This is a genomic window from Friedmanniella luteola, from assembly GCF_900105065.1.
In the GTDB taxonomy this organism is placed as follows: domain Bacteria; phylum Actinomycetota; class Actinomycetes; order Propionibacteriales; family Propionibacteriaceae; genus Microlunatus; species Microlunatus luteolus.
Window position 1 is genome coordinate 4460140 of record NZ_LT629749.1, and the last position, 21975, is coordinate 4482114.

Genomic DNA, 21975 nt, shown 5'->3' on the forward strand with positions numbered 1-21975 from the left:
GAGGACAGCCCCGATGGTGGACGCGACGACGGACGAGAGCGACCGGTCCCGGTCGGTGCGGGCGGACTGCGCGAGCTGCGCGGGGCTGTGCTGCGTCGCGCTCGCCTTCGGCACGGAGTCCGGCTTCGGCTACGACAAGGAGGCCGGCGACCCCTGCGTCAACCTGCAGCCCGACCACCGGTGCGGCATCCACGCCGAGCTGCGGCCGCGCGGGTTCTCCGGCTGCACCGTCTTCGACTGCCAGGGCACCGGTCAGAAGGTCACCCAGGTGACGTTCGGCGGCCGGTCCTGGCAGCAGATGGATCCCGCCGGCCGGGAGCTCATGTTCATCACCTTCCAGGTGATGCGGCCCCTGCACGACCTGCTCTGGGTGCTCGACGAGGCCCTCGGCCGCCCCGAGACCCGGTCGCTGCACGCCGAGCTGGAGGCCCTCTTCGCCGAGACCGAGGCGATGACCCTGCGGGACGCCGACGGCGTGCTGGGCACCGACGTGCAGGCCCAGCGCCGCCGGGCCGCCGACGTCATCGCCCGGGCGAGCGAGCTGGTGCGGGCGCAGGCGCGCGGGCGCCGCCGCCCCTCGCGTGCCGCCCGCCGGGCCATCCCGGACGCCAGCCTGCTCGGGGCCGACCTGGCCGAGCAGGACCTGCGCGGCGTCGACCTGTCCGGCGCGCTGCTGATCAGGGCCGACCTGCGCGCGGTCGACCTCGGCGGGGCCGACCTGCGCTCCGCCGACCTCCGGGACGCCGACCTCTCCGGCGCCCACCTGGCCGACGCCCTGTTCCTCACCCAGTTCCAGGTGAACTCCGCCGACGGCGACGAGGACACCGAGCTGCCGCCCCGGCTCACCCGCCCCGACCACTGGTCGGGGCCGCGCGGCGGGCGGCGCCGGCTCACCCTGCTGCAGGTCTAGGACCACCCCGGGCCGGCGGAATCGACGGGCCCCGGCGTCGGTTGTCCCCGGCATGAGCACCCACAACCGCTACGCGTTCGAGGGCAAGGTCGTGCTGGTCACCGGCGGGGGGAGCGGCATCGGCCAGGCCATCGCACGCGCCTTCCTCGAGAACGGCGCCCGGGTGGCGGTCGTCGGTCGCCGGCGCGACCGGCTGGACGAGACGCTCGCGGGGCACCCGGCCGACCGCGTCCTGGCCGTGGCCGCCGACATCGCCGACCCGGCCCAGGCGGCCGACGTCGTGCCGGCCGTCGTCGCGCACTTCGGCGGCCTGGACGTCTTCGTCAACAACGCCGCGGCCTACCTCAACAAGCCCTTCGCGGAGATGACCGGCGCGGAGTGGGAGCAGCTGCGCCGCACCAACGTCGACGCCTTCGTCCAGCTGGCCCAGGCCGCCCTGCCCGAGCTGGAGAAGACCGGCGGGAACCTGGTCGCCGTCGGCTCGGTGTCCGGGCAGCGGGGGGACTGGGGGCAGTCCGGCTACAACGCCACCAAGGCGGCGGTGATGAACTTCGTGCAGTCCCTCGCCCTCGACTACGGGGCCCGCGGTGTGCGGGTCAACAGCGTCGCGCCCGCCTTCACCCGGACGGAGGTGACCGCCGGGATGGGCGACGACCCGGAGACCCTCGCGCCCTTCGTCAACCGGATCGCCCTCGGCCGGCCCGGCGAGCCGGACGACATCGCGCCCGCCGTGCTGTTCCTGGCCAGCCCGGACGCCGGCTACGTCACCGGGGCGACGCTCGCGGTCGACGGCGGCACCTCCGCCTCCACCGGACAGCCGCACGTCGGCTGAGCGGGTCGGCGCGCGGCCGGGTGCGGCGCACCCGGCCGACCGGCCGACGCCGCGCTAGGTCTGCTCCCGGAGGTCTGGGAGGCTGGCCGCATGCGACTTGTCCTCCGGCTGCTGGCCAACGCCGCGGCGCTGGCCGTGGCCACGTTCCTGCTCAGCGGCATCACCCTGACCGCGCCCACGACCCAGGGCCAGGTGGTGACGCTGCTGGTCGTCGCCCTGATCTTCGGGGTGCTCAACGCGGTGGTGAAGCCGATCTTCACCCTCGTCACGGTGCCGCTGCTGCTGCTCACCCTGGGTCTGTTCCTGGTGGTCATCAACGCGCTCATGCTGCTGCTCACGTCCTGGGTGTCGACCCGCGTCGACCTCGGCTGGTCGGTCGAGGGCTTCGGCACGGCCGTGCTGGGCGCGCTCATCGTGTCGGTGGTCAGCTTCTTCCTCAACGCCTTCGTCCCCGACCGCCGCTCGGACCGCCGTCGTGGCTGACCGCGGGGCCGCGGACCCGGTCAAGGTCGTCTTCGTCTGCTGGGGCAACATCTGCCGCTCCCCCATCGCCGAGCGGGTCGCCCGGCGCCAGGCCGACGAGGCCGGCCTGACCGGCGTCGAGTTCACCAGCGCGGCCACCAGCACCGAGGAGCTCGGGTCGCCGATGGACCCCCGGGCCGCGGCCGTGCTGCGCGACCGCGGCTACGACGCCGACGGCCACGTCGCCCACCAGGTCGACGCCGCCGAGATCACCGGCGCCGACCTGGTCATCGCGATGGAGGACCTGCACGTCGACCGGATGCGCAGGATCGCCCCGGACGCCGAGCTCAGCCTGCTCAGCGACTTCGACCCGGCCGCCACCCCGGGCAGCGGCGTGCCGGACCCCTGGTACGGCTCGGCCGAGGGCTTCTACGGCACCCTCGGCACGGTCGAGGCCGCCATCCCGGGCGTGCTCGACCGGGTGCGCGAGCTGCAGGCCTCCCGCTAGGCGGCCCGGCGGACCCGCTGCCCGGCCAGCCAGGCGTCCAGGGGGTGGGGGCCATCCACCTCTCCGCCCCAGGGGGTCGGCGTCGTCCTCGCGGCCGTCACCCCCGGCGGGCGTCGGCGCCGCTCCCGGGTGGGGACGGTCGTGCCGCGGGGGCGGCCGCCCGGGTCAGGGTCCAGCGCTGCGCGGCCCCGAGCGCGTCGCGCGGCTCCTCGTAGCCACCGTCGGGCGACCGCAGGATCCTGCCCGACTCCACCCCGTGGTCCACCCGGTCGCGGTCCGCCGCCCGGAGCGTGGCGCAGACCTGGCGGGTGACCAGGCCGGCGACCAGCGGCCCGACCAGCAGGGCGGCCCGCAGGGTCCAGATCACCCCCTCGAAGGAGACCCGGAACTGCGTCGCGACCAGGTCAGCGCTGCCGGCGGCCCACAGGACGACGTAGACGGTGACGCCGGCGACGCCGAGGGCGGTGCGGGTCGGCACGTCGCGGGGACGGTCCAGCAGCCGGTGGTCGCGCCGGTCCCCCGTGACCCGGCTCTCCAGGAAGGGGTAGCTCGCCAGCACGAGGGATGAGGTCCCGATGACCGCCAGCGGGACGAGCACGGCCAGGGTCCAGGTCCGGCCGAGCCAGACGACCTCCCAACCGGGCGGCACCAGCCGGAGCGCACCGTCGAGGAAGGCGGTGTACCAGTCGGGTTGGCTGCCGGCGAAGGCGTGGCCCGGCGACGAGGGTCCGTACCGCCAGACGGGGCTGACCACGAGCGTCGCCCCCATCAGCACCAGCAGCCCGACGGTGCTGACGAGCAGCCCGGCGGCCCGCACCGCCGCCGTCGGCCACGCCGGGAACCCCACCACGTCGTCCTCGGTGCGCCCGGGTCCGGGGAACTGGACCGGGCCGTGCCGGAGCGCCGACCGGGCCCGGGCCACCACCAGCAGCACGAGGAGGACGGGCGCCGCCAGGTGCAGGACGTAGAGCCGGGGGATGACCGTGCCCGGGAGCTCGCCGCCGAAGAGCAGCCAGCTCAGCCCGGTGCCGACCAGCGGGAGGCCGAGGGTGACGCCCTGCACGATCCGCAGCCCGGTGCCCGAGAGGGTGTCGTCGGGCAGCGCGTAGCCGCTCCAGCCGCTGACCAGGGCCAGCCCGAGCACCCCGACGAGCAGCACCCAGCTCCACTGCCGCGGTCGGCGGAAGGCGCCGGTGAAGAAGGTGGTCGCCAGCTGCAGGATCAGGGAGGCGGGCAGCACGAGCGCCGCCCAGTGGTGCGCCTGGCGGAGCAGCAGCCCCCCGCTGACGTCGAAGGAGAGGTGCAGGGTCGACGCGAAGGCCCGGGACATCTCGACGCCGCGCAGCAGGGAGTAGCTGCCGCCGTAGCGGACCAGCGCGCCCGACGGGTCGTAGAGGAGCGCCAGCAGCAGGCCCGTGACGACCAGCACCAGCAGGCAGCCGAAGGAGACCACCCCGGACCACGACGACCAGTGGCTCGGCACGGCCCGCTGCCGCAGCCGCGCGACCAGCGCGGCCGGCCGGCGGGCCAGGGGTCCGTCGAACGCCGGCCGGAGCGGCTCCTCGTCGGACGCCCCGCGGGCGCGGCTGCCGCTAGCGGTGGGCACGCGGGACCCCACCGTCGACGAAGGCGTCCCGGGGGTGCTGCACCGACAGCAACGAGACGATGTCCCGACCGAAGAGCAGGGCGGGCAGCCAGACCGCGAGGACCCGGACCTTGCGCTCCCAGGTGGGGACGGCCAGCACGTGGTAGCCGCGGTGCATCAGCCACGCCGGGAACCCCCGGACCACCACCGGCCCCGACTCGAAGATCCCCCGGCCCAGGCCGAGGGTGGCGACAACGCCGAGGTTGTGGTGCACGTAGTCCGCGGGCTCCCGGCCGCGCAGCGTGGCCACGATGTTGCGGGCCAGCAGCCGGCCCTGGCGGACGGCGTGCTGCGCGTTGGGGACGGTCAGCGCTCCGGGGGTGCGGGCCGCGAGGTCGGGGACGGCGGCGTCGTCGCCGGCGGCCCACGCGTCGGGCACCGGGTCCGCGGCCGTGCCCACCCGCAGGTCCGCCCGGACCAGCACGCGACCGCGCTCGTCCACCGGCAGGTCGGTGTGCTTCGCCACCACCGGGTTGGCCCCGTTGCCGGCGGTCCAGACGATCAGCCCGGCCTCGACGTCCTCGCCGTCGGACAGCACGACGTGACCGTCCTCGGCCGACTCGACGAGGGTGCGGAGGTGCACGTGCGCACCGCGCCGCTCCAGGGAGCGGACCACCCAGGCGCCGGGGCGGTCCGACACCTCGGGCAGGATCCGGTCGCTCGCCTCGACGAGGTGGAAGTGCAGGTCGGCGGCGCTCAGCTCGGGGTAGGAGGGCAGCAGCGCCGTGGCCAGCGACAGCAGCTCGCCGAAGCCCTCGACGCCGGTGAACCCGCCGCCGACGAACACGACCGTCAGCAGCCGTGCCCGCGCGGGTCCCGGCGGGAGCACCGAGGCCTGGTCGAAGGCCACGAGCAGCCGGTCGCGGACGGCGACCGCCTCCTCCACGTGCTTCAGCCCGATAGCCTGCTCGGCGATCCCCGGGACCGGCATCCGTCGGGTCACGGCCCCGGCCGTCACCACGAGGACGTCGTAGCCCAGCGCCTGCGTGGTCCCGTCGGGCAGGGCGACGGTGACCTGCCGGTCCGCGTGGTCGATGCGGGTGACCGTGCCGGCGACGAGCGTCGCGTGGCGGAGGTGCCGGCGCAGCGAGACGGCGGCGTGCCGGGCCTCGACCGAGCCGGCCGCCACCTCGGGCAGGAACGGCTGGTAGGTCATGTAGGGCCGCGGGTCGACGACGACGACCTCCGCCTCACCCGGCCGCAGCCGCCTCCCCAGGTGCCAGGCCGTGTAGAACCCCGCGTAGCCCCCGCCGACCACCACAACCCTGCGCACCTGGTCCCCCTCCGATGACGTCCGTCACCCAGAAGACAACGGAGCCACCGGATCTGTGACAGCCGGCGCCGGTCAGACCGCCGGGGCGACCACCAGCGGGGCGACCACCCGGCGCCGGGCGACGGCCAGCACCCCGGCGACCAGGCCGACCAGCAGCCAGGCCAGCAGGAGGCTGCCGCCCGCACCCGCCCCGGAGCCGTCGGTCACGAGGGCCCGCAGCCCGTCGAGGGCCGGGGTCAGCGGCAGGAACGGCCGGAGCACGTCGAAGCTGGCCGGCACCGCCGCGGTCACCGCGCCGGCGGCGCCGGCCACGAGCACGACCACGGAGACGAAGCGGCCCACCCCGCCGAACCAGGCGACCAGGGCGTGGTTGAGGGCGACGAAGGCGGCCGCGGTCAAGCCGAGGAAGGCACCCATCTGCAGCGTCCGGCCGACCGGCAGGTCCAGCAGCAGCTCGAGCACGACACCGAGCGCGACGGCCTGCACGAGGCCGACCACCAGCGCCGGCAGCAGGCCCTCGAGCGCCAGCCGCCAGGACGGCTTCATCGACGCGAGCACCCGTGCGGTGAAGGGCCGCAGCACCAAGAAGCTGGCCAGCGCGCCCACCCAGAGGGCGAGCACCGCGAGGAAGGTGGTGGTCGTGACGTCGGAGAAGGCCGAGGTCGGCGCCTCGGTCTGCACCGGCCGCGACGCGACGTCGGACAGCTTCTCCCGCGTCTGCGCGTCGTAGGTCGGCACGGCGTCCGCGCCCTTGGCGAGACCGTCGGAGAGCTCGCGGCTGCCGTCGGCGAGCTGCTCGCCGGCGTCGGCCAGCTTGACCGTGCCCTTGGCCAGCTCGTCGGCGCCGGTGGCCGACTGCGCGGTGCCGGACGCCAGCCCGGTGACGCCGGTGCCGAACTCGCGGACGCCGGTGGCCAGCTGGTCGGCGCCGTCCGCGCTGGACGCGATGCCCTGGGTCAGCGGTACCAGGCCCTGCGCGAACTGGTCGGTGCCGTCGGCGAGCTGGTCGAGCCCGTCGGCCAGCTCCGACGCCCCGCCGGCCAGGCCGGAGGTGCCGGTCGACAGGCTCTTGGCCCCGGTGGCCACGCCGCCGGCCCCGTTGGCCACCTGGGTCGCGCCGCTGAGCAGGCTCTGGCCCGTCTTCGGGTCCTTCGTGCTGATGCCGTCCGCGGCGCCTCGAAGAGCCTGCGCCGCGCCCTGAGCACCGGCGTAAGCCGCTGCCGTCCTGACCTGGGCGGTCGCTTGCTCAGCCACCTGCTCGACGGTGGCGTCGAGCGTCGCCTGGACCACCGCGCACTGAGCCTCCGTGAGCGCGGGCTCGGTGGTCGGGCAGGGCAGCTGAGGCTGGCCGCCGGACGGCGGGCTCGGCGCCTTGACCGAAGCGGCCGTCTGGGCGGCCTGCCTGCGGAGCTCCTGCTGGTAGGTCGACAGTCCCTGGGAGATGCCCTTGGTGCCGGTGGCGAGCTGCGTGGCCCCGGTGGACAGCTGGGACGCCCCGCCCGAGAGCTGCTTCGCGCCGTCGGCCAGCTCACCGGCCCCGTCCGCGGAGGCGGCGGTGCCCGTGGCCAGGGTCCGCGCGCCGGCCGGCAGCGCCGAGGCGCCGTCGCTGAGCTTCTGCAGGCCGGCGGCCAGGCCCGCGGTGCCGGTGGTCAGCCCGGCACTGCCCGTGGCCAGCTGCTGGGCGCCGTCGTCGAGCTGCTGCAGGCCCTCGGCCAGACCGCTGGTGCCGGTCGAGACCCCGTCGATGCCGGTGGCGAGCTCGTCGGTGCCGTCGGCGAGCTTGTCCGAGGCGTCGGCCACGGTCTTGAACTGCTTCCCGAGGTCGTTGAAGCCGACGTAGATGCCGTCGAGGTACTGCTGCGTGAGCGTCGTGTTGAGCGCCGACGTCGCGGCCGCGGTGATGGCCTGGCCGACGACCGGGTCGGCGATGCCGCTGGACTCCGAGGTGCGGACGTCGATCGTCGCCGGCCGGATCTTGTCGGGGTCGGTCTTCGAGAACGAGGTGGCGCGGGCGGAGAACGTCTTCGGGATCGTCACCACGGCGGCGTAGTCCCCGGACGCCAGCCCGGCCGTCGCGTCGGCCTGGTCGGTCAGCACCCAGTCGAAGTTGGTGTCGACCTTCTCCTCACCGGAGCCCCCGGTGACCAGCCCGCCCGCGAGCTGACGGCCCAGCGGGACGGTCTGGCCGTCCAGCTCGACCGGCTCGTCGAGGTTGACCACGGCGGCCTGCACCCGGTCCAGCCGGTCGGTGGAGTCCCAGGTGGCCCAGAGGAAGCCGGCCGCCACCACGAGGGGGACGAGGACCAGGCCGACCAGGGACCAGAGTCCGACGCGGCGGCTGCTGGTGGCACGTTCGAGCGGGTACATCGGTGGGATCTCCAAGGCGGGTCGGGCGTTCCGGGTTCAGGCGTTCGGGGCGGGGACGAGCTCGGTGGGCCGGCCCAGGGTGAGGGCGGAGGCGTGCGCGGGCAGCAGGTCCGCGACGGCGTCGCGGTCCCGGACGGCCAGCAGGACGGCGACCTCGCGGCTGCCGACGGCGAGGTCGTCCAGCAGGCTGGCCAGCGCCGCCCGGTCGTCGTGGGCGGTGAGCAGGTCGGCGTGGTCGACCAGCACCAGGGCGGGTCGGCGGGCGAGCACCGCCGCCAGCTCGCGGCGGAGGTCCGGCGTCTGGTCGCAGTCGACGTAGCCGACGACCGCGCGGACGGCGCCGGCCTGCTCGGGCAGCACCCGGCCGGCCACCTTGACCTGCCCCGCGGTCAGCCGCATGCGGCCGCCCAGGGTGAGCAGCAGGGCCGTCTTGCCGCTGTGCGGCGGGCCGTCGACGACGACGACCTCCCGGGGCATCGCCGACAGCGCCACCGCCTGGCCGGCGACCTCCAGCCCGGCGTAGACGACGTGGGGGTCGTCGGGGCCCGGCCAGTCGGCGAGCGAGGTCTGGTGCTCCAGGCCCTCGCCCTCGACGTCGAAGGAGGGCAGCAGCCGGTCCAGCCAGCGCGGCAGCCACCACGCCGAGCGGCCCAGCAGCGCCAGCACCGCCGGCACCAGGGTCATCCGGACGAGGAACGCGTCGACGAAGACGCCGACGGCCAGGCCGAAGGCGATCGTCTTGATCGGCCCCTCACCCTCGGGCACGAAGGCCGCGAAGACGGCGAACATGATGACCGCGGCCGCGACGACCACGCGGGAGGAGGAGACGAAGCCCTCCTCGATGGCCGCGGAGGCGTCGGCGCGGGTGGCGGTGCCGGAGCGGCGGCTCCGGTGCACGAACTCCTCCCGGATCCGGGAGACGAGGAACACCTCGTAGTCCATCGCCAGCCCGAAGAGGATGCCCATCAACAAGATGGGCAGGAAGCTGATCACGGGCGCGGTCTGGTCGACGTTGAGCAGCGACCCGAACCACCCCCACTCGAAGACGGCGGCGGTGGCGCCGAACGCGGCGCCGACGCTGAGCAGGAAGCCGATGGTCGCCTTGAGCGGCACCGCGACCGAGCGGAACACCATGGCCAGCAGGACCAGCGACAGGCCGACGACGAGGACGCCGAACGGCAGCAGCGCACCGCCGAGCCGGTCGGAGACGTCGATGCCGACGGCGGTGAAGCCGGTGACGGCGAGGGGGACGTCGTACTTGGCCTCCAGCGCGGGGGCAGCGTCCCGGATCGCCCGGACCAGGTCCTTGGTCTCGGTGCTGTCCGGGGCGCCCTCGGGGATCACCTGGACGATGCCCGCCGAGGCGTCGGCGTTGGGGGTGGCCAGCGGCACGCTCGCGACGCCGGGGATGGCGCGCAGGTCGTCGGCGAGGTCGTCCATCAGGCCCAGCGGGTCGTCGGAGCCGACGATGGTGGCCGAGACGACGAGCGGGCCGTTGTAGCCCGGCCCGTAGTGCTCGGCGATCAGGTCGTAGGTGGTGCGCGCCGGGGTTCCGGGGGCGGCGGTGCCGTTGCTGGGCAGCGCCAGCCGCAGGTCGAGGGCCGGGTAGCTGACCACGCCCAGCCCGGCGACGACCACCAGCACGGTGAGCACCGGCACCCGGGTGACCAGCCGGACCCAGCCCCGGCCGAGGCCGGTCCTCGCCCGCGGCGCCGTCGGGCGGGCCGGCGGGGTCGTCGCCGGCTCGGCGGTCGAGGCCCGGGCCGCCCGCGCCCCCGCCCCCCGGACCTTCGGCCGCAGCCGCTCCCCGGCGAACCCGAGCAGGGCGGGCAGCAGGGTGAGGGCGATGAGGACGGCGATGGCCACGCCGACCGCGGCGGCCACGCCCATGGTGGTGAGGAAGGGGATGCCGGCGACGGCCAGGCCGCACAGGGCGATCATCACCGTCATGCCGGCGAAGACGACGGCCGAGCCGGAGGTGGCGACGGCGCGGGCGACGGACTCCTCGGGGTCCATGCCGTCGCGCAGCTGGTCGCGGTGCCGCGAGGTGATGAAGAGGGCGTAGTCGATGCCCACGGCGAGGCCCAGCATCAGGGCCAGCAGCGGGGTGGTGGAGGAGATGGTGGCGACGCCGGTGGCCCCGAAGATCAACGCCATGGTGAGCGCGACGCCGAGCAGGGCGGTGAGCAGCGGCATCCCGGCCGCCCGCAGCGAGCCGAGGGTGAAGAACAGCACGACCAGCGCCACCAGCACGCCGATCCCCTCCGACAGGCTGACCCCGGGCGTCGAGCCGCCGAAGGCCTGGCCGCCCACCGACGCCTCGGAGCCGGGCAGCGACGCCTGCAGCGCGGCGGCCTCGTCCTGCAGGCCCTGCAGGGTGGCGGGGGTGATGGCGGTGGCGGCGACGTCGAACCGGACGGAGATGATCGCAGCGCTGTCGTCCTCGGCGATGACGCCCTCGGCGTACTGGTCGAACGGCGAGGTGACGCCGTCGACCTGCGGGAGGTCCTCCAGCCGGTCGACCGCGGCCTCGATCGCGTCCTCAGCCGCCGCCGAGCGGACGCTCTGACCGTCCCGGGGGACGACGACCAGGTCGGCGGTGGTGCCGCCGGCCTGCGGGAAGGTCCGGTCCAGCGCGTCCAGGGCGACCTGCGACTCGGTGCCCGGCAGGGTGAACGACTCGTCGAACTCGTCGCTGATGGCCAGGGCGAGACCGCCGACCACGAGGAGGGCGGCCAGCCAGGCCAGCAGCACCCGCATCCGGCGTCGGAACGCCGTCCGGCCGAGGCCGTACAGGAACGAGGACACGGGTCTCCCCCAGGTGGTGCGACGGGTCGTCGGTGGTGGTTCCGGTGCAGCGCCGTACCGGAGGCAGTTCGATGCAGAACTGTATCCGATCCATCCCTGTATTCGATACGGGTCTGCATCCCATCCGTTACCGTAGGCTCCGCCACCGCACCCCGACCCCGAGGAGGCCGCGCGTGAGCAGCACCGCCACCCCGTCGCGGACGGCCGCCCCCGTCAGCGCGCGCCGCGCCCAGACCCGCGAGCGCCTGATGGCCGCCGCCACCACCGTCTTCGCCGAGCGCGGCGTCAACGGCGCCAGCGTCGAGGAGGTCTGCGAGACCGCCGGCTTCACCCGCGGCGCGTTCTACTCCAACTTCGCCGACAAGGACGAGCTGGTGCTGGCCCTCATCCAGGCCGACGTCGCCGCCCAGTATGCGGCCGCCGCGTCGGCGCTGGAGGAGGCCGAGTGCGCCCTGGGCACCAGCACCGTCGCCACCGTCGTCGCCTCCACCCTCGAGCGGTTCGACGCCTTCGGCGCGACCACCCGCGAGGGCGTGCTCGCCCAGCGCGAGCTGCTGCTGCACGCGGCCCGGGTGCCGGCGCTGCACGGCCCCTACCGCGACTTCCTCGCCACCAGCAGCGCGCAGCTGCGGACCCTCCTCGCGGACGCGCTGGAGCGGGTCGGCCTGGAGTTCACCCTGCCCGTCGACCTCGCCGTGGAGATGCTGCTGGCCACTCACGCCCGGGTGCAGAACCAGGCGCTGTTCGACGAGGGCGTCGACACCACGGCCATGCAGGCCGTCGTGCTGGCCATCACCCGACCCCGCCCGGACGGCCGGGCTGGCGCAGGGATGGGCGGCGGACCCGCGACCCGCTCGGCCTGACCGCACCGCCGGGCCGCGCCGGGCGCTGACCCTAGGCTGGACCCATGCACATCCTTGTCGTCGACGACGACCAAGCCGTCCGGGACTCCCTGAAGCGGTCGCTGGAGTACAACGGCTACGAGGTGAGCGCCGCGGAGGACGGGGTGCAGGCGTTGGCCCGGCTGGCGGCGGTCCGGCCCGACGCCGTCGTGATGGACGTGATGATGCCCCGGCTCGACGGGCTGGAGACCACCCGGATGCTGCGGGCGGCGGGCAACGACGTGCCGATCCTCGTGCTGACGGCCCGGGACGCCGTCGGCGACCGGGTGGACGGCCTCGACGCCGGCGCCGACGACTACATGGCCAAGCCCTTCGCCCTCGACGAGCTGCTGGCCCGGCTGCGTGCGCTGGTCCGGCGCGCCGGCACCGTCGCCGACTCCACCGACCCCTCGACCTCCAGCCTGGCCTTCGCCGACCTGGTGCTGAACACCCAGACCCGCGAGGTGCTGCGGGGCTCCCGCTCGATCAGCCTGACCCGGACCGAGTTCGCCCTCCTCGAGGCGTTCCTGCGGCACCCCCGGCGGGTGCTGGAGCGCAGCTGGCTGCTCAACGAGGTGTGGGGCTTCGACTTCCCGACCACCGCCAACTCCCTCGAGGTCTACATCGGCTACCTGCGCCGCAAGACCGAGGTGGGCGAGGAGCCGCGGCTGATCCACACCGTGCGCGGCGTCGGCTACGTGCTGCGCGAGACCCCGCCGTGAGCCCCACCCGCCCCGCCGCGGTGGACGGACGTCCCGCCGTCGGAGGGGTCCGGGGTTGCCCCGCCGGCTGAGGTCGTGGCTGCGCGGTTTCCCGCTGGAGCGCCGCGTCTTCCTGCTGACCACCCTCGCGGTGGCGGTCGCGGTGGCCGCCACCGGCCTGGCCGCCTTCGTCACCCTCCGCGTCTCGCTCTACAACGCCCTCGACGACGAGCTGATCGAGGTGGCCAGCACGCTGGCCGTCCCGGTGGCGCAGGACATCACCCGGCTGGGCGGGCTGACCGAGAGCGCGCTGCGGGCCGGTGACGTCAGCGTCGCCGCCTACCGCGCCGACGGCACGCCGTTCTTCGTCCCCGACGAGCGGGAGCACCTGGTGCTCACCCACGACGAGCTGGCGGTCGCCCGGCTGCAGCGCGGGGCCTCGGCCCGCACCGGCGTCGCGACCGACGGCGAGCAGTACCGGATCGTCGCCGTCCCCATCACCCAGCTCGGCAACTACGCGCTGGTCCTCGGCCGGCCGCTGGAGCCCACCAACAACACGCTCCGCTCGGTGTCGGTCGTCCTCGTCGTCTTCGGGGCGCTCGGGGTGGGGCTGGCCGCGGTGGTCGGCGCCACCGTCGCCCGGTCCGGGCTGCGACCGGTCCGCCAGCTGTCGGTCGCCGTCGAGCACGTCACCGCGACCGACGACCTCGAGCCGATCAGCATCGCCGCGAGCGGTGACCTGGCCCTGCTGGCCGACACCTTCAACCGGATGCTCACCTCGCTGGCCTCCTCCCGGGAGCGGCAGCGCCAGCTGATCGCCGACGCGGGCCACGAGCTGCGGACCCCGCTGACCAGCCTGCGCACGAACATCGAGCTGCTGACCGCCGACGCCAGCACCGGCATGCTCAAGCCGGCCGACCGGACGGCGATCCTGGCCGACGTCAACGCCCAGCTCGCGGAGTTCACCAGCCTGATCGGCGACCTCGTCCAGCTGGCCCGCGAGGACGGGGTGGCGGCCTCGCCGGAGCCGATCGACCTGCGCGACGTCATCCGCTCGGCCCTGGAGCGGGTCCGCCGGCGGGCCCACGGGGTGGACTTCGACGTCGAGCTCAACCCCTACTACGTCATCGGCGAGGCCGAGACCCTGGAGCGGGCGTTCACGAACCTGCTCGACAACGCGGTGAAGTGGAGCCCGGCCGGTGGCACCGTCCGGGTGCAGCTGGAGGGTGGCCGGTTCCGCGTCGCCGACCAGGGCCCCGGCATCGACGAGGCCGACCTGCCCTTCGTGTTCGACCGGTTCTTCCGCGCCGAGGCGGCCCGCAACACCCCGGGCACCGGCCTCGGCCTGTCGATCGTCGCCCAGGCCGTCGACCGGCACGGCGGGTGGGTGCGGGCCAGCCGCTCGGCGCAGGGCGGGGCCGAGTTCACCGTGCAGCTGCCCGGCGCGACGACGTTCGAGGCGCTGTCCGAGGTGCGCCCCAGCGGGTCCGGAGCGTCGCCGGCCCGCCGGCCCTGAGCCCCGGCCGGGAGGTCGCCGGGACGCGACCCATCCGATCCCACGACCGCGCCGAACAGGCAGCAGAGCGACAAGTGCTCCGGGGAAGCCGGCCGGCAGTTCCACACCCCGCAGCAGCTCCACGTGCCCCGCGGTTCGGGCCGGCGCCGTCTCGAGGTCGTCCGGCTCGCTCTCCTGCCCTCCTTGTGTGCTCCGCGCACCGAGGGCGCCGCGGCCACGCTCCTGCGGAGCACCACCCCTCATCGAGGAGCCAGCATGTTCGGAAAAGATGTCGTCGTCGACATGATCAACCGCAGTGCCGAGAACGAGGCGGACCGCCGCAACTTCCTCCGCACCGCCGGCCTGACCGGCCTGGGCGTCGTCGGCGCGGCCGCCCTCTCCGGCGCGGGCGGGCTCACCGCCTCCGCCGCCCCCACCACCAAGGCCGCCGGCGCGCCCAGCGACAGCGCCGTGCTCAACTTCGCCCTCAACCTGGAGTACCTCGAGGCGGAGTTCTACCTGCACGCGTACTACGGCTGGGGCGTCAGCTCCTCCCTGACGGGCGGCAAGGGCACCCGCGGCAGCGTGACCGGCGGCCACAAGGTCCCGTTCAAGAGCAAGGCCATCGCGGAGTACGCCCGCGAGATCGCCGAGGACGAGCTCAACCACGTCACGTTCCTGCGCGGCGCCCTCGGCTCCAGCGCGGTCGCGCGTCCGAAGATCGACCTGAAGGCCAGCTTCACCGCGGCCGCCCGGGCCGCGGGCCTGATCACCTCCAAGCAGACCTTCGACCCGTTCGCCAACGAGAACAACTTCCTGCTCGGCGCCTTCATCTTCGAAGACGTCGGCGTCACCGCCTACAAGGGCGCCGCCCCGCTCATCGACAACAAGACCTACCTCGAGGCGGCGGCCGGCATCCTCGCCGTCGAGGCCTACCACGCGGGCATCGTCCGCACCTCGCTCTACGCGAAGGGCCTCCAGGCGGCGGTGCAGAAGATCTCCGACGCCCGGGACAGCCTGGACGGCAAGTCGAACCTCGACCAGGGCATCGGCGGCAAGAAGCGCGGCAACCTGGTGCCGACCAACGGCAACAGCATCGCCTACTCCCGCAGCCCGGGCCAGGTGCTGAACATCGTCTACCTCAACCCGAAGTCGGTCGACCGCGGCGGGTTCTTCCCGGCCGGTCTGAACGGCGAGGTCAAGGTCAGCGCGGACAACGCCTGACGGACGGACTGACCGACGGCCGGCGCCCCCCTCCCGCGAGGTGGGCGCCGGTCGTCCTGTTCCCCGCCGCCCCGCTCGACGGGGGTGGCACGATGAGACCGACCCCGAGGAGGGCCGACGATGGTGCTGCAGACACTGACTGCGCCGACTTCCCGAACGGCTCTGCTGGGCCGCACCCGCCTGCTCGGCCCGGCCTTCGTGGCGGCCGTCGCCTACGTCGACCCGGGCAACGTCGCGACCAACACCACCGCCGGGGCCACCTACCAGTACCTGCTGCTCTGGGTCCTGGTCGGCGCCACCTTGATGGCCGGGCTCATCCAGTACCTGTCGGCCAAGGTCGGCTGGCTGACCGGGGAGTCGCTGCCCGCCCTCGTCGGCGCCCGCACCCGCCGTCCGGTGCGGCTCGCCTACTGGGTGCAGGCCGAGCTGGTCGCCGTCGCCACCGACATCGCCGAGATCGTCGGCGGCGCCCTGGCCCTGCAGCTGCTCTTCGACCTGCCGCTGGTGGCCGGCGCTCTGGTCACCACGACCGTCTCCACCGCCCTGCTCTACGTCCAGCGGCACGGCCAGCCCACCTTCGAGAAGGTCATCACCGCCCTGCTGGCCGTGGTCACCGTCGGCTTCCTCGCCGGGCTGGTCGTCGACCCGCCGGCGGCGGGCGAGGCCGCCCGCGGGCTCGTGCCCCGCCTCGCCGGCGTCGACAGCGCCCTGCTGGCCGTCGGCATGCTGGGCGCCACCGTGATGCCGCACGCGGTCTACCTGCACTCGGCGCTGGTCCGTGACCGGCACGGCCGGGCCGACGCGACCAACGCCCGCCCGGTGCTCGGCGCGGTCAAGGCCGACGTGGTGCTGGCCATGGTCGTCGCCGGCAGCGTGAACATCGGGATGCTGCTGCTGTCCGGCAGCGCGCTGTTCGGCCTGCAGCTGGACGGGCTGAGCGAGGTGCACGCGGCGATCGGGGCCGGGCTCGGCCCGCTGGTGGCGGTCCTGTTCGCCCTCGCGCTGCTGGCGTCCGGACTGGCCTCCACCTCAGTCGGCGGCTACGCCGGTGCGGTGATCATGGACGGCCTGCTGCACCGCCGGATCCCGCTGCTCTGGCGCCGCCTCGCCACCGCCATCCCGGCCCTGGTGCTGCTCGCCCTCGGCGCCGACCCCACCCAGCTGCTGATCCTGTCCCAGGTGGTGCTGTCCTTCGGCATCCCCTTCGCCCTGGTCCCGCTGGTCCGGATCGCCCGTGACCGCCGGCTGATGGCCCTGGTCCCCACCCGGGGCGCGACGATCGTCCTCACCTGGGCCGTCGTCGCGGCCATCGTCGCCCTCAACGCCCTGCTGGTGGTCCTGCTCGTCCTGGCCTGAGGTGGGGTCCGTGGTCACCCCGCACCCAGTGGTCAGACCTGAGTTGACCCCGGGGTCAACGGGGTTTGACTAGTCGAGGGAGGCACCTCAGGAGCGGCCGCGGGTCGCGTACGGGGTGTGGGTCGGCAGCGTCATCCGCGGGGCGCGGCGCGGCCGGCGGGCGACGCCCCCCATCAGGCCCAGCAGCGCCTGGACGCGGAAGCGGTGGCCGCGGTAGGGCTCCAGCAGCTCGGTGGCCGCGGCGTCGTCGAGCGCCTCCCCGGTCAGGGCGTAGGTGATGTTCTTGCCCACGTGGTAGTCCCCGATGCTCCACGCGTCGGCGTCGCCGTGGGCCCGCTGCCGCACCTCGGCCGAGGTCCACGGCCCCACCCCGGGCAGGCTGCGGAGCGCCCGGTCGGCCTCCGCCCCGCCCAGCGCCAGCGTCCGCTCCAGGGCGGCGGCCCGACCGGCGGTCCGCACCAGGGTCCGGCTGCGCCGCTCCTCCACCCCGGCGGCCAGGAAGGTCCAGCTGGGCACCCGGGCCCACACCGCCGGCGTCGGCGGGATCCGCATCCCGTACGCCGCCGACGCCGGGTCGGTGGCCGGCCCCGGGCCGGGCTCGCCGAACTCGGTGACCAGCAGGTGCCAGGCCCGGAAGGCCTCCTTGCCGGTGACGACCTGCTCCAGGCAGGCAGGCGCCATGGCCTCGTAGACCGCGTCCGTGCGGCCGACGCGGTAGTGCCCGTACCGCCGCACCGCCTCGACGAGGACGGGGTGCACCGGGACGAAGCCGTCGACGTCGTCCTCCTCGCCGACCAGCCGCGGCAGCTGGTCCAGCACCCAGGCCGCACCCTCGCCCCAGGCGCGCGCCGCGACCTCGCCCCCGTTCGCCACCACCTTGAGCAGCGCGGGCCCGACCGGCGTCCGCGTGGTCCGGAGGTGGACGTCGCCGAGCACCCGGTGGGTCGGGTCGCCGGCCCCCCGGCGGTGCAGGCCCAGCACGGGGGCGAGCAGCACCGCGCGGTCGAGGACGAGCCGCCGGGTCAGCCCGGTCGGCCCGCTCACGGCGCCACCGGCCGGCGGACGGCCCAGTCCCCGGCGAGCCGGCGGCGGAAGCCCGTGCGGCGCAGCACGCCCTGGGAGGCGACGTCGTCGTCGTCGGTGCCGGCCAGCACCTGGTCGGCACCGTCGGCCCAGGCGACGTCGAGGAGCTGCGCGACGGCCCGGCTGGCCACCCCGCGGCGGCGGAGCGGGGGGACGACGGCGTAGCCGATCTCGACCACGGCCGGCCCCTCCGCGGCGGGCGGGCCGTGGAAGCCGACGTCACCCACCACCGCGCCGTCGACCCGGATCTCGTGCACCCACCAGCGCGGCAGCCCGGCCAGGGTGCCCATGGCGGCGTGGGCGGCCAGCAGCATCGCCAGCACGTCGACGGTCTCGGGCAGCGGGTAGTCGGGGTGCCAGCCGGCCGCGTCGGCGGGCGCGGGCGCGACGCCCTCGACCAGCCGGCGGGCGGCGGCGACCGGCCACGGCCGGAGGGTGACGGGGCCGGTCGGCCCGCTCGTCCCGGGCACCGTCGCGCTCATCCGCGGGTCCGCCGGGGCCAGGGGTTGGCGTCGCACCCACCCAGGCCCTTGGTCTGCTGCAGCATCACCGGGGCCGGCGCGCCGCGGCGGGGGCAGCCGACGTGCTGGCGGCCCAGCGCGTGGCCGAACTCGTGGTTGACCAGGTAGCGCCGGTAACCGTCGCGGTCCGCGCCGTAGGAGCGTGCGCCGTCCACCCACCGACGCGCGTTGAGCACCACCCGGTCGCCGTTCTGGCAGGAGACCCGGCCGCGGGTCAGCAGCGGGGCGCAGAGCCGGTCGGTGGTCGTCGGGGTGGCGATGGTGGCGTGCAGGTCGGCGCGCTCGCCGCGGCCGACCAGCCGGAACCGCACCCGGGTGGCCCCGGAGGTGCCCCGCCAGCTGCGGTCGTCGTCGAGCGTCGACGCCACCAGCCGCGCGGCCGCGTCGACGTCGACGGGGACGCCCCGCTCCACCCGCAGGTCGAAGCGCAGCACCCGGCCGGGCCCGGACCGCGGCGCCCGCTCGACGTCGGCGACGGTGTAGCGGCCGGGTCCCGACGCCGGCACGGGCAGCCGCCGGCCGTCGGCGGCCCGGCCGGTGGCCCGCTCGGCGGTGGACCGGACGGGCCGCGCGGACGGGCGCGGGGAGGGCGTGGTCGACGGCCGCGCGGACGGGGCGGGGACGGGGCCGGTCGTCGGGTCGGGCGACGGACCGGCGGCCGGTCGCACCACGGCGCCGCTGGGGGCGTCCGGCGCCACCTGGAACCCGACGACGGCGAGGACGGCGGCCACCCCGACGGCCGCCAGGGCCAGCGCACGGAACCGGGGGGCACGGCGGACTCGGCTAGATTGTGATCCGCTCGCGTCCGCGACGGGTCGGCCCCCGGCGGGCCGGCGGGGCCCGGGGCGGCGCGGCCGGTCGGGCGGGGACCCTGCCGGCGGAGCACTCACGACGACCAAGACTAGGCGGAGAACGTGGCCCACACCCATTCCCGACCGGCGCGCCCGGGGGGCGGGCAGCTCGCGATGGTGGACGCGGACGAGCTGCGGCGGCACCGCCGTGCCCTGCGGATGCTCGTGGTCGTGCTCATCCCGCTCGCCGTCTGGACCCTGGTGGGCCTCATCGCGCTCTGGCCGGGCGACATCTCCGAGGAGGTGAACTCTGACGTCGCCGGCTACAGCGTGCCCGGTGTCACCTACCCGACGGCGCGGATCACCGCCGTCCAGGAGATCTCCTGCGAGGGCCTCTCGGGCTCGACGCCGGGGGTCAGCGACAGCCGCTGCGCCAACATCACCGCCCAGCTGCTCGAGGGCGAGGACGAGGGCCTGTCCGCGACCGTCCCGCTGACCGACGCCCTCTACTCCTCCGGCGTCGAGGTCGGCCAGCAGGTCAAGCTGATCCGCATCCCGCCGGCCGACGGGCAGCCGTCGCAGTTCCAGTTCTCCGACTTCGAGCGCCGCACGCCGCTCATCCTGCTGACGCTGGCCTTCGTCGCCGTGGTCGTGGCGGTCGCGCGCTGGCGCGGCTTCGCCTCGCTGCTCGGCCTCGGCTTCGCGGGCGTCATCCTGGTCAAGTTCATGTTCCCGGCCCTCGTGGCGGGCGAGAACCCGGTCCTGATCGGCCTGATCGGCTCGTCGGCCATCATGTTCGTGGTCCTCTACGCCGCCCACGGGTTCAGCGCCCGGACGACGACAGCCCTCGTCGGGACGCTGTTCGGGCTGATCCTCATCGCCCTGCTGGGCTGGGGGGCGACCCGTTGGGCGCACCTGACCGGCGTCGCCGCCGAGGACGACTACGTGCTCGCCGCGGCCGCCCCGAACCTGTCGCTGACCTCGGTCGTGACGTGCGGCATCATCCTGGCCGGGCTCGGCGTGCTCAACGACGTGACGATCACCCAGGCCTCGGCCGTCTGGGAGCTGGCGGACGGCCAGGACCCCGACGGCGAGGGCCGGAGCCAGCGCCGGCTGTTCTCCCGCGCCATGCGGATCGGCCGCGACCACATCGCCTCGACCATCTACACGATCGCCTTCGCCACCGCCGGCGCCTCGCTCTCGGTGCTGCTGCTCATCGCGGTCTACAACCGCCCGCTGCTGGAGGTGCTGCAGACCGAGCAGTTCGCCGGCGAGGTCATCCGCACCCTGGTCGGCTCGATCGGCCTGGTGCTCGCCGTCCCGCTGACCACCGCCATCGGGGTGGCCGTGGTCCGGGCCAGCGACCGCGGCAGCGCGCTCGGCTCCCGGCCGCGCAGCAGCGCCGCGGAGGAGTTCGAGGACCTCGAGCCGGTCCCCGCCGCCGACCGCTCCCGCGACCGGGACGACGACGACGAGGGCGCCGGCCCGGCCGTGGCCGACCGCCCGGTCCGCGACGGGCAGGACCGCGACGGGGCCGGTGCCACCCCCGCCAAGGCGGTCCGGGAGCGGGACGACGTGCCCGCGACGGGCTCCGCCGGCTCCGGCCGGGCGACGAGGAGCGAGGCCGAGACCGAGGCCAAGTGGCGACGCTGGCGCCGCCAGAAGCCGGCGGACGACTTCGGCTTCTCCGACCTCCGCGACCCCGACGAGAAGAGCAGCGGCCCCGGCCCCCGGCCGGGGCGCTGACGACGTGCGCGCCGTCGTCTACGACGCCGTGGGCGCCGTCCCGGTGGTGCGCGACGTCCCGCCGCCGGCCTGCCCCGCCGACGGCGTCCTGGTGGCCGTCGCCGCCACCGGCGTCTGCCGCTCCGACTGGCACGCCTGGCGGGGCCACGACCCGGTCGCCCTGCCGCACGTCCCGGGCCACGAGCTGGCGGGCACGGTGGTCGCCGTCGGGCCGGCGGTGACCCGCGCGGCCGTCGGTGACCGGGTGACCACGCCCTTCGTCAACGGCTGCGGCCGCTGCGACGTCTGCCGCGGCGGCGACCCGCAGGTGTGCCCCCAGCAGACCCAGCCGGGCTTCACCGGACCGGGCTCGTTCGCCGAGCTGGTGGCCCTGCACGCCGCGGACACCAACCTGGTCCGGCTGCCCGACGCGGTCGGCTTCGTCGAGGCCGCCGCGCTCGGCTGCCGGTTCGCCACCGCGTACCGGGCTCTCACCGCGCACGCCCGCCTGCAGCCCGGGCAGTGGCTGGCCGTGCACGGCTGCGGCGGCGTCGGGCTGTCGGCCGTGGCCATCGGGGCGGCCCTCGGGGCACGGGTGGTGGCTGTCGACCTCTCCGCCGACGCCCTCGACCGGGCCCGACGGCTGGGCGCGGAGGCCGTCGTCCGGTCGGACCACGCCGTCGAGGCCGTGCGGGAGGTCACCGGCGGCGGGGCGCACGCCTCCGTCGACGCCCTCGGCTCACCGGTGACGGCCGCCGCGTCGGTCCGGTCCCTGCGCCGTCGCGGCCGGCACGTCCAGGTGGGCCTGCTGCTGGACCCGGCCGGCACCGCGCTGCCGATGGACCTCGTGGTCGCCCACGAGCTGGAGCTGTACGGCTCGCACGGCCTCGCCGCCGCCGACTACCCGGCCATGCTCGCGCTGGTCGCCAGCGGCGCCGTCCGGCTGGCCGACCTGGTCGGTGCGGTGATCGGCCTCGACGAGGCCCCCGCCGCCCTGATGGCGATGGACCAGCTGACCGGCGCCTCCAGCGGGATCACGGTGGTCGACCTCGGCCGCTGACGGCCGGGCCCGGCGGGTGCGCGCCACGCCGTCCAGTGCGGCCGCACGGGCCGAGCGGGACGACAGTCCGACGGCGCAGCGGCGCTAGGGGTGCTCCCTCCGGCGGAGCCTCTCGAGCTGCCGCTCCACCGCCGCCATCTCCCAGACCATCGCGCGCAGGAGCGGCAGGTCGTCCCCGTAGTCCGGGGGCGTCGCCCCCTCCACGGCCCAGGTGTCGACGCACGGGCAGTCCTGCCGGCAGACGACCAGCCCGCCCTCGACGTCGAGGTCGTCCATGCGCACGCGCTGGTGCTCCTCGAGGGGGTGGTCGCACCCGGTGTGCTCGGCCACGCC

At 75.3% G+C, this 21975-nt stretch carries 19 protein-coding genes; 11 read left to right on the forward strand and 8 right to left on the reverse strand.

Features of this window, described 5'->3' with window-relative positions:
- The first annotated feature begins 13 nt into the window (after nucleotides 1–13).
- The 4 genes from BLT72_RS20825 to BLT72_RS20840 all read left to right on the forward strand — a co-directional run bounded on the left by BLT72_RS20825 (nucleotide 14) and on the right by BLT72_RS20840 (nucleotide 2712).
- Nucleotides 14–910: a pentapeptide repeat-containing protein gene (locus BLT72_RS20825; RefSeq protein WP_091415745.1), complete on the forward strand. Its 897-nt coding sequence runs from the start codon at nucleotides 14–16 to the stop codon at nucleotides 908–910.
- Between the two features lie 52 nt (nucleotides 911–962).
- Entirely contained in the window at nucleotides 963–1742 is a 780-nt protein-coding gene (budC, locus tag BLT72_RS20830; RefSeq protein WP_091415749.1) for a meso-2,3-butanediol dehydrogenase, read from the forward strand.
- Between the two features lie 90 nt (nucleotides 1743–1832).
- The gene (locus BLT72_RS20835) at nucleotides 1833–2225 is read left to right on the forward strand and encodes a phage holin family protein (protein WP_091415752.1); all 393 of its coding nucleotides are present in this window, start codon (nucleotides 1833–1835) and stop codon (nucleotides 2223–2225) included.
- A complete protein-coding gene (locus BLT72_RS20840; RefSeq protein WP_091415758.1) occupies nucleotides 2218–2712 on the forward strand; it encodes a low molecular weight protein-tyrosine-phosphatase in 495 nt (164 codons plus the stop codon). The genes BLT72_RS20835 and BLT72_RS20840 overlap by 8 nt, the downstream gene beginning before the upstream one ends.
- A 97-nt stretch (nucleotides 2713–2809) precedes the next feature.
- Here the strand turns inward: BLT72_RS20840 and qcrB are convergent, their stop codons facing one another.
- The 4 genes from qcrB to BLT72_RS20860 form a co-directional block, all read right to left on the reverse strand.
- Nucleotides 2810–4318, reverse strand: a complete 1509-nt coding sequence (gene qcrB, locus BLT72_RS20845) for a cytochrome bc1 complex cytochrome b subunit (RefSeq protein WP_197677124.1) — start codon at nucleotides 4316–4318, stop codon at nucleotides 2810–2812.
- Entirely contained in the window at nucleotides 4305–5630 is a 1326-nt protein-coding gene (locus BLT72_RS20850) for an NAD(P)/FAD-dependent oxidoreductase (RefSeq protein ID WP_091415761.1), read from the reverse strand. The genes qcrB and BLT72_RS20850 overlap by 14 nt, the downstream gene beginning before the upstream one ends.
- A 72-nt stretch (nucleotides 5631–5702) precedes the next feature.
- Complete coding sequence (locus BLT72_RS20855) at nucleotides 5703–7997, reverse strand: YhgE/Pip domain-containing protein (protein ID WP_091415767.1); 2295 nt, start codon at nucleotides 7995–7997, stop codon at nucleotides 5703–5705.
- A gap of 36 nt (nucleotides 7998–8033) precedes the next feature.
- Complete coding sequence (locus BLT72_RS20860; protein WP_197677443.1) at nucleotides 8034–10757, reverse strand: MMPL family transporter; 2724 nt, start codon at nucleotides 10755–10757, stop codon at nucleotides 8034–8036.
- Nucleotides 10758–10978: 221 nt separating this feature from the next.
- Between BLT72_RS20860 and BLT72_RS20865 the strand changes: the two genes are divergently transcribed.
- The 5 genes from BLT72_RS20865 (at nucleotide 10979) to BLT72_RS20885 (ending at nucleotide 16462) form a co-directional block, all read left to right on the forward strand.
- Nucleotides 10979–11668, forward strand: a complete 690-nt coding sequence (locus BLT72_RS20865) for a TetR/AcrR family transcriptional regulator (RefSeq protein ID WP_231930211.1) — start codon at nucleotides 10979–10981, stop codon at nucleotides 11666–11668.
- Nucleotides 11669–11712: 44 nt separating this feature from the next.
- Nucleotides 11713–12408, forward strand: coding sequence for a response regulator transcription factor (locus BLT72_RS20870; RefSeq protein WP_091415772.1), 696 nt, complete (start codon nucleotides 11713–11715; stop codon nucleotides 12406–12408).
- 55 nt (nucleotides 12409–12463) lie between these two features.
- Complete coding sequence (locus BLT72_RS20875; RefSeq protein WP_231930212.1) at nucleotides 12464–13903, forward strand: HAMP domain-containing sensor histidine kinase; 1440 nt, start codon at nucleotides 12464–12466, stop codon at nucleotides 13901–13903.
- A 255-nt stretch (nucleotides 13904–14158) separates the two neighbouring features.
- Nucleotides 14159–15106, forward strand: a complete 948-nt coding sequence (locus BLT72_RS20880) for a ferritin-like domain-containing protein (protein ID WP_091415775.1) — start codon at nucleotides 14159–14161, stop codon at nucleotides 15104–15106.
- Nucleotides 15107–15226: 120 nt separating this feature from the next.
- Nucleotides 15227–16462 carry an Nramp family divalent metal transporter gene (locus tag BLT72_RS20885; protein WP_091411775.1) on the forward strand — a complete coding sequence of 412 codons (1236 nt, stop codon included), beginning with the start codon at nucleotides 15227–15229 and terminating at the stop codon, nucleotides 16460–16462.
- A gap of 87 nt (nucleotides 16463–16549) precedes the next feature.
- On the opposite strand, the gene BLT72_RS20890 is transcribed toward BLT72_RS20885, so the two are convergent.
- From BLT72_RS20890 to BLT72_RS20900, 3 genes are read right to left on the reverse strand one after another with little or no spacing between them, the layout of a single operon-like run.
- Entirely contained in the window at nucleotides 16550–17506 is a 957-nt protein-coding gene (locus tag BLT72_RS20890; RefSeq protein WP_231930213.1) for a DNA-3-methyladenine glycosylase family protein, read from the reverse strand.
- Nucleotides 17503–18027, reverse strand: a complete 525-nt coding sequence (locus BLT72_RS20895; protein WP_157720588.1) for a GNAT family N-acetyltransferase — start codon at nucleotides 18025–18027, stop codon at nucleotides 17503–17505. Before BLT72_RS20895 ends, BLT72_RS20890 begins: the two co-directional genes overlap by 4 nt.
- Nucleotides 18024–18797 (reverse strand): DUF3152 domain-containing protein, encoded by a 774-nt coding sequence (locus BLT72_RS20900; RefSeq protein ID WP_091415780.1) that lies wholly within the window; start codon nucleotides 18795–18797, stop codon nucleotides 18024–18026. Before BLT72_RS20900 ends, BLT72_RS20895 begins: the two co-directional genes overlap by 4 nt.
- 183 nt (nucleotides 18798–18980) lie before the next feature.
- Here BLT72_RS20900 and BLT72_RS20905 point away from each other — a divergent pair, with 183 nt between their 5' ends.
- Entirely contained in the window at nucleotides 18981–20603 is a 1623-nt protein-coding gene (locus BLT72_RS20905; RefSeq protein WP_231930214.1) for a YibE/F family protein, read from the forward strand.
- A gap of 4 nt (nucleotides 20604–20607) precedes the next feature.
- Entirely contained in the window at nucleotides 20608–21642 is a 1035-nt protein-coding gene (locus BLT72_RS20910; RefSeq protein WP_091415787.1) for a zinc-dependent alcohol dehydrogenase family protein, read from the forward strand.
- A gap of 84 nt (nucleotides 21643–21726) precedes the next feature.
- Here the strand turns inward: BLT72_RS20910 and BLT72_RS20915 are convergent, their stop codons facing one another.
- Nucleotides 21727–21972, reverse strand: coding sequence for a hypothetical protein (locus BLT72_RS20915; RefSeq protein WP_091415791.1), 246 nt, complete (start codon nucleotides 21970–21972; stop codon nucleotides 21727–21729).
- Nucleotides 21973–21975 lie beyond the last annotated feature (3 nt).

Excerpts from the sequence above, each read along its gene's own strand:
- BLT72_RS20825 (WP_091415745.1), top strand. The coding sequence starts at position 14 with ATGGTGGACGCGACGACGGACGAGAGCGACCGGTCCCGGTCGGTGCGG.
- budC (WP_091415749.1), top strand. The coding sequence starts at position 963 with ATGAGCACCCACAACCGCTACGCGTTCGAGGGCAAGGTCGTGCTGGTC.
- BLT72_RS20835 (WP_091415752.1), top strand. The coding sequence starts at position 1,833 with ATGCGACTTGTCCTCCGGCTGCTGGCCAACGCCGCGGCGCTGGCCGTG.
- BLT72_RS20855 (WP_091415767.1), bottom strand. The coding sequence starts at position 7,997 with ATGTACCCGCTCGAACGTGCCACCAGCAGCCGCCGCGTCGGACTCTGG.
- BLT72_RS20860 (WP_197677443.1), bottom strand. The coding sequence starts at position 10,757 with ATGCGGGTGCTGCTGGCCTGGCTGGCCGCCCTCCTCGTGGTCGGCGGT.
- BLT72_RS20870 (WP_091415772.1), top strand. The coding sequence starts at position 11,713 with ATGCACATCCTTGTCGTCGACGACGACCAAGCCGTCCGGGACTCCCTG.
- BLT72_RS20880 (WP_091415775.1), top strand. The coding sequence starts at position 14,159 with ATGTTCGGAAAAGATGTCGTCGTCGACATGATCAACCGCAGTGCCGAG.
- BLT72_RS20885 (WP_091411775.1), top strand. The coding sequence starts at position 15,227 with ATGGTGCTGCAGACACTGACTGCGCCGACTTCCCGAACGGCTCTGCTG.
- BLT72_RS20895 (WP_157720588.1), bottom strand. The coding sequence starts at position 18,027 with ATGAGCGCGACGGTGCCCGGGACGAGCGGGCCGACCGGCCCCGTCACC.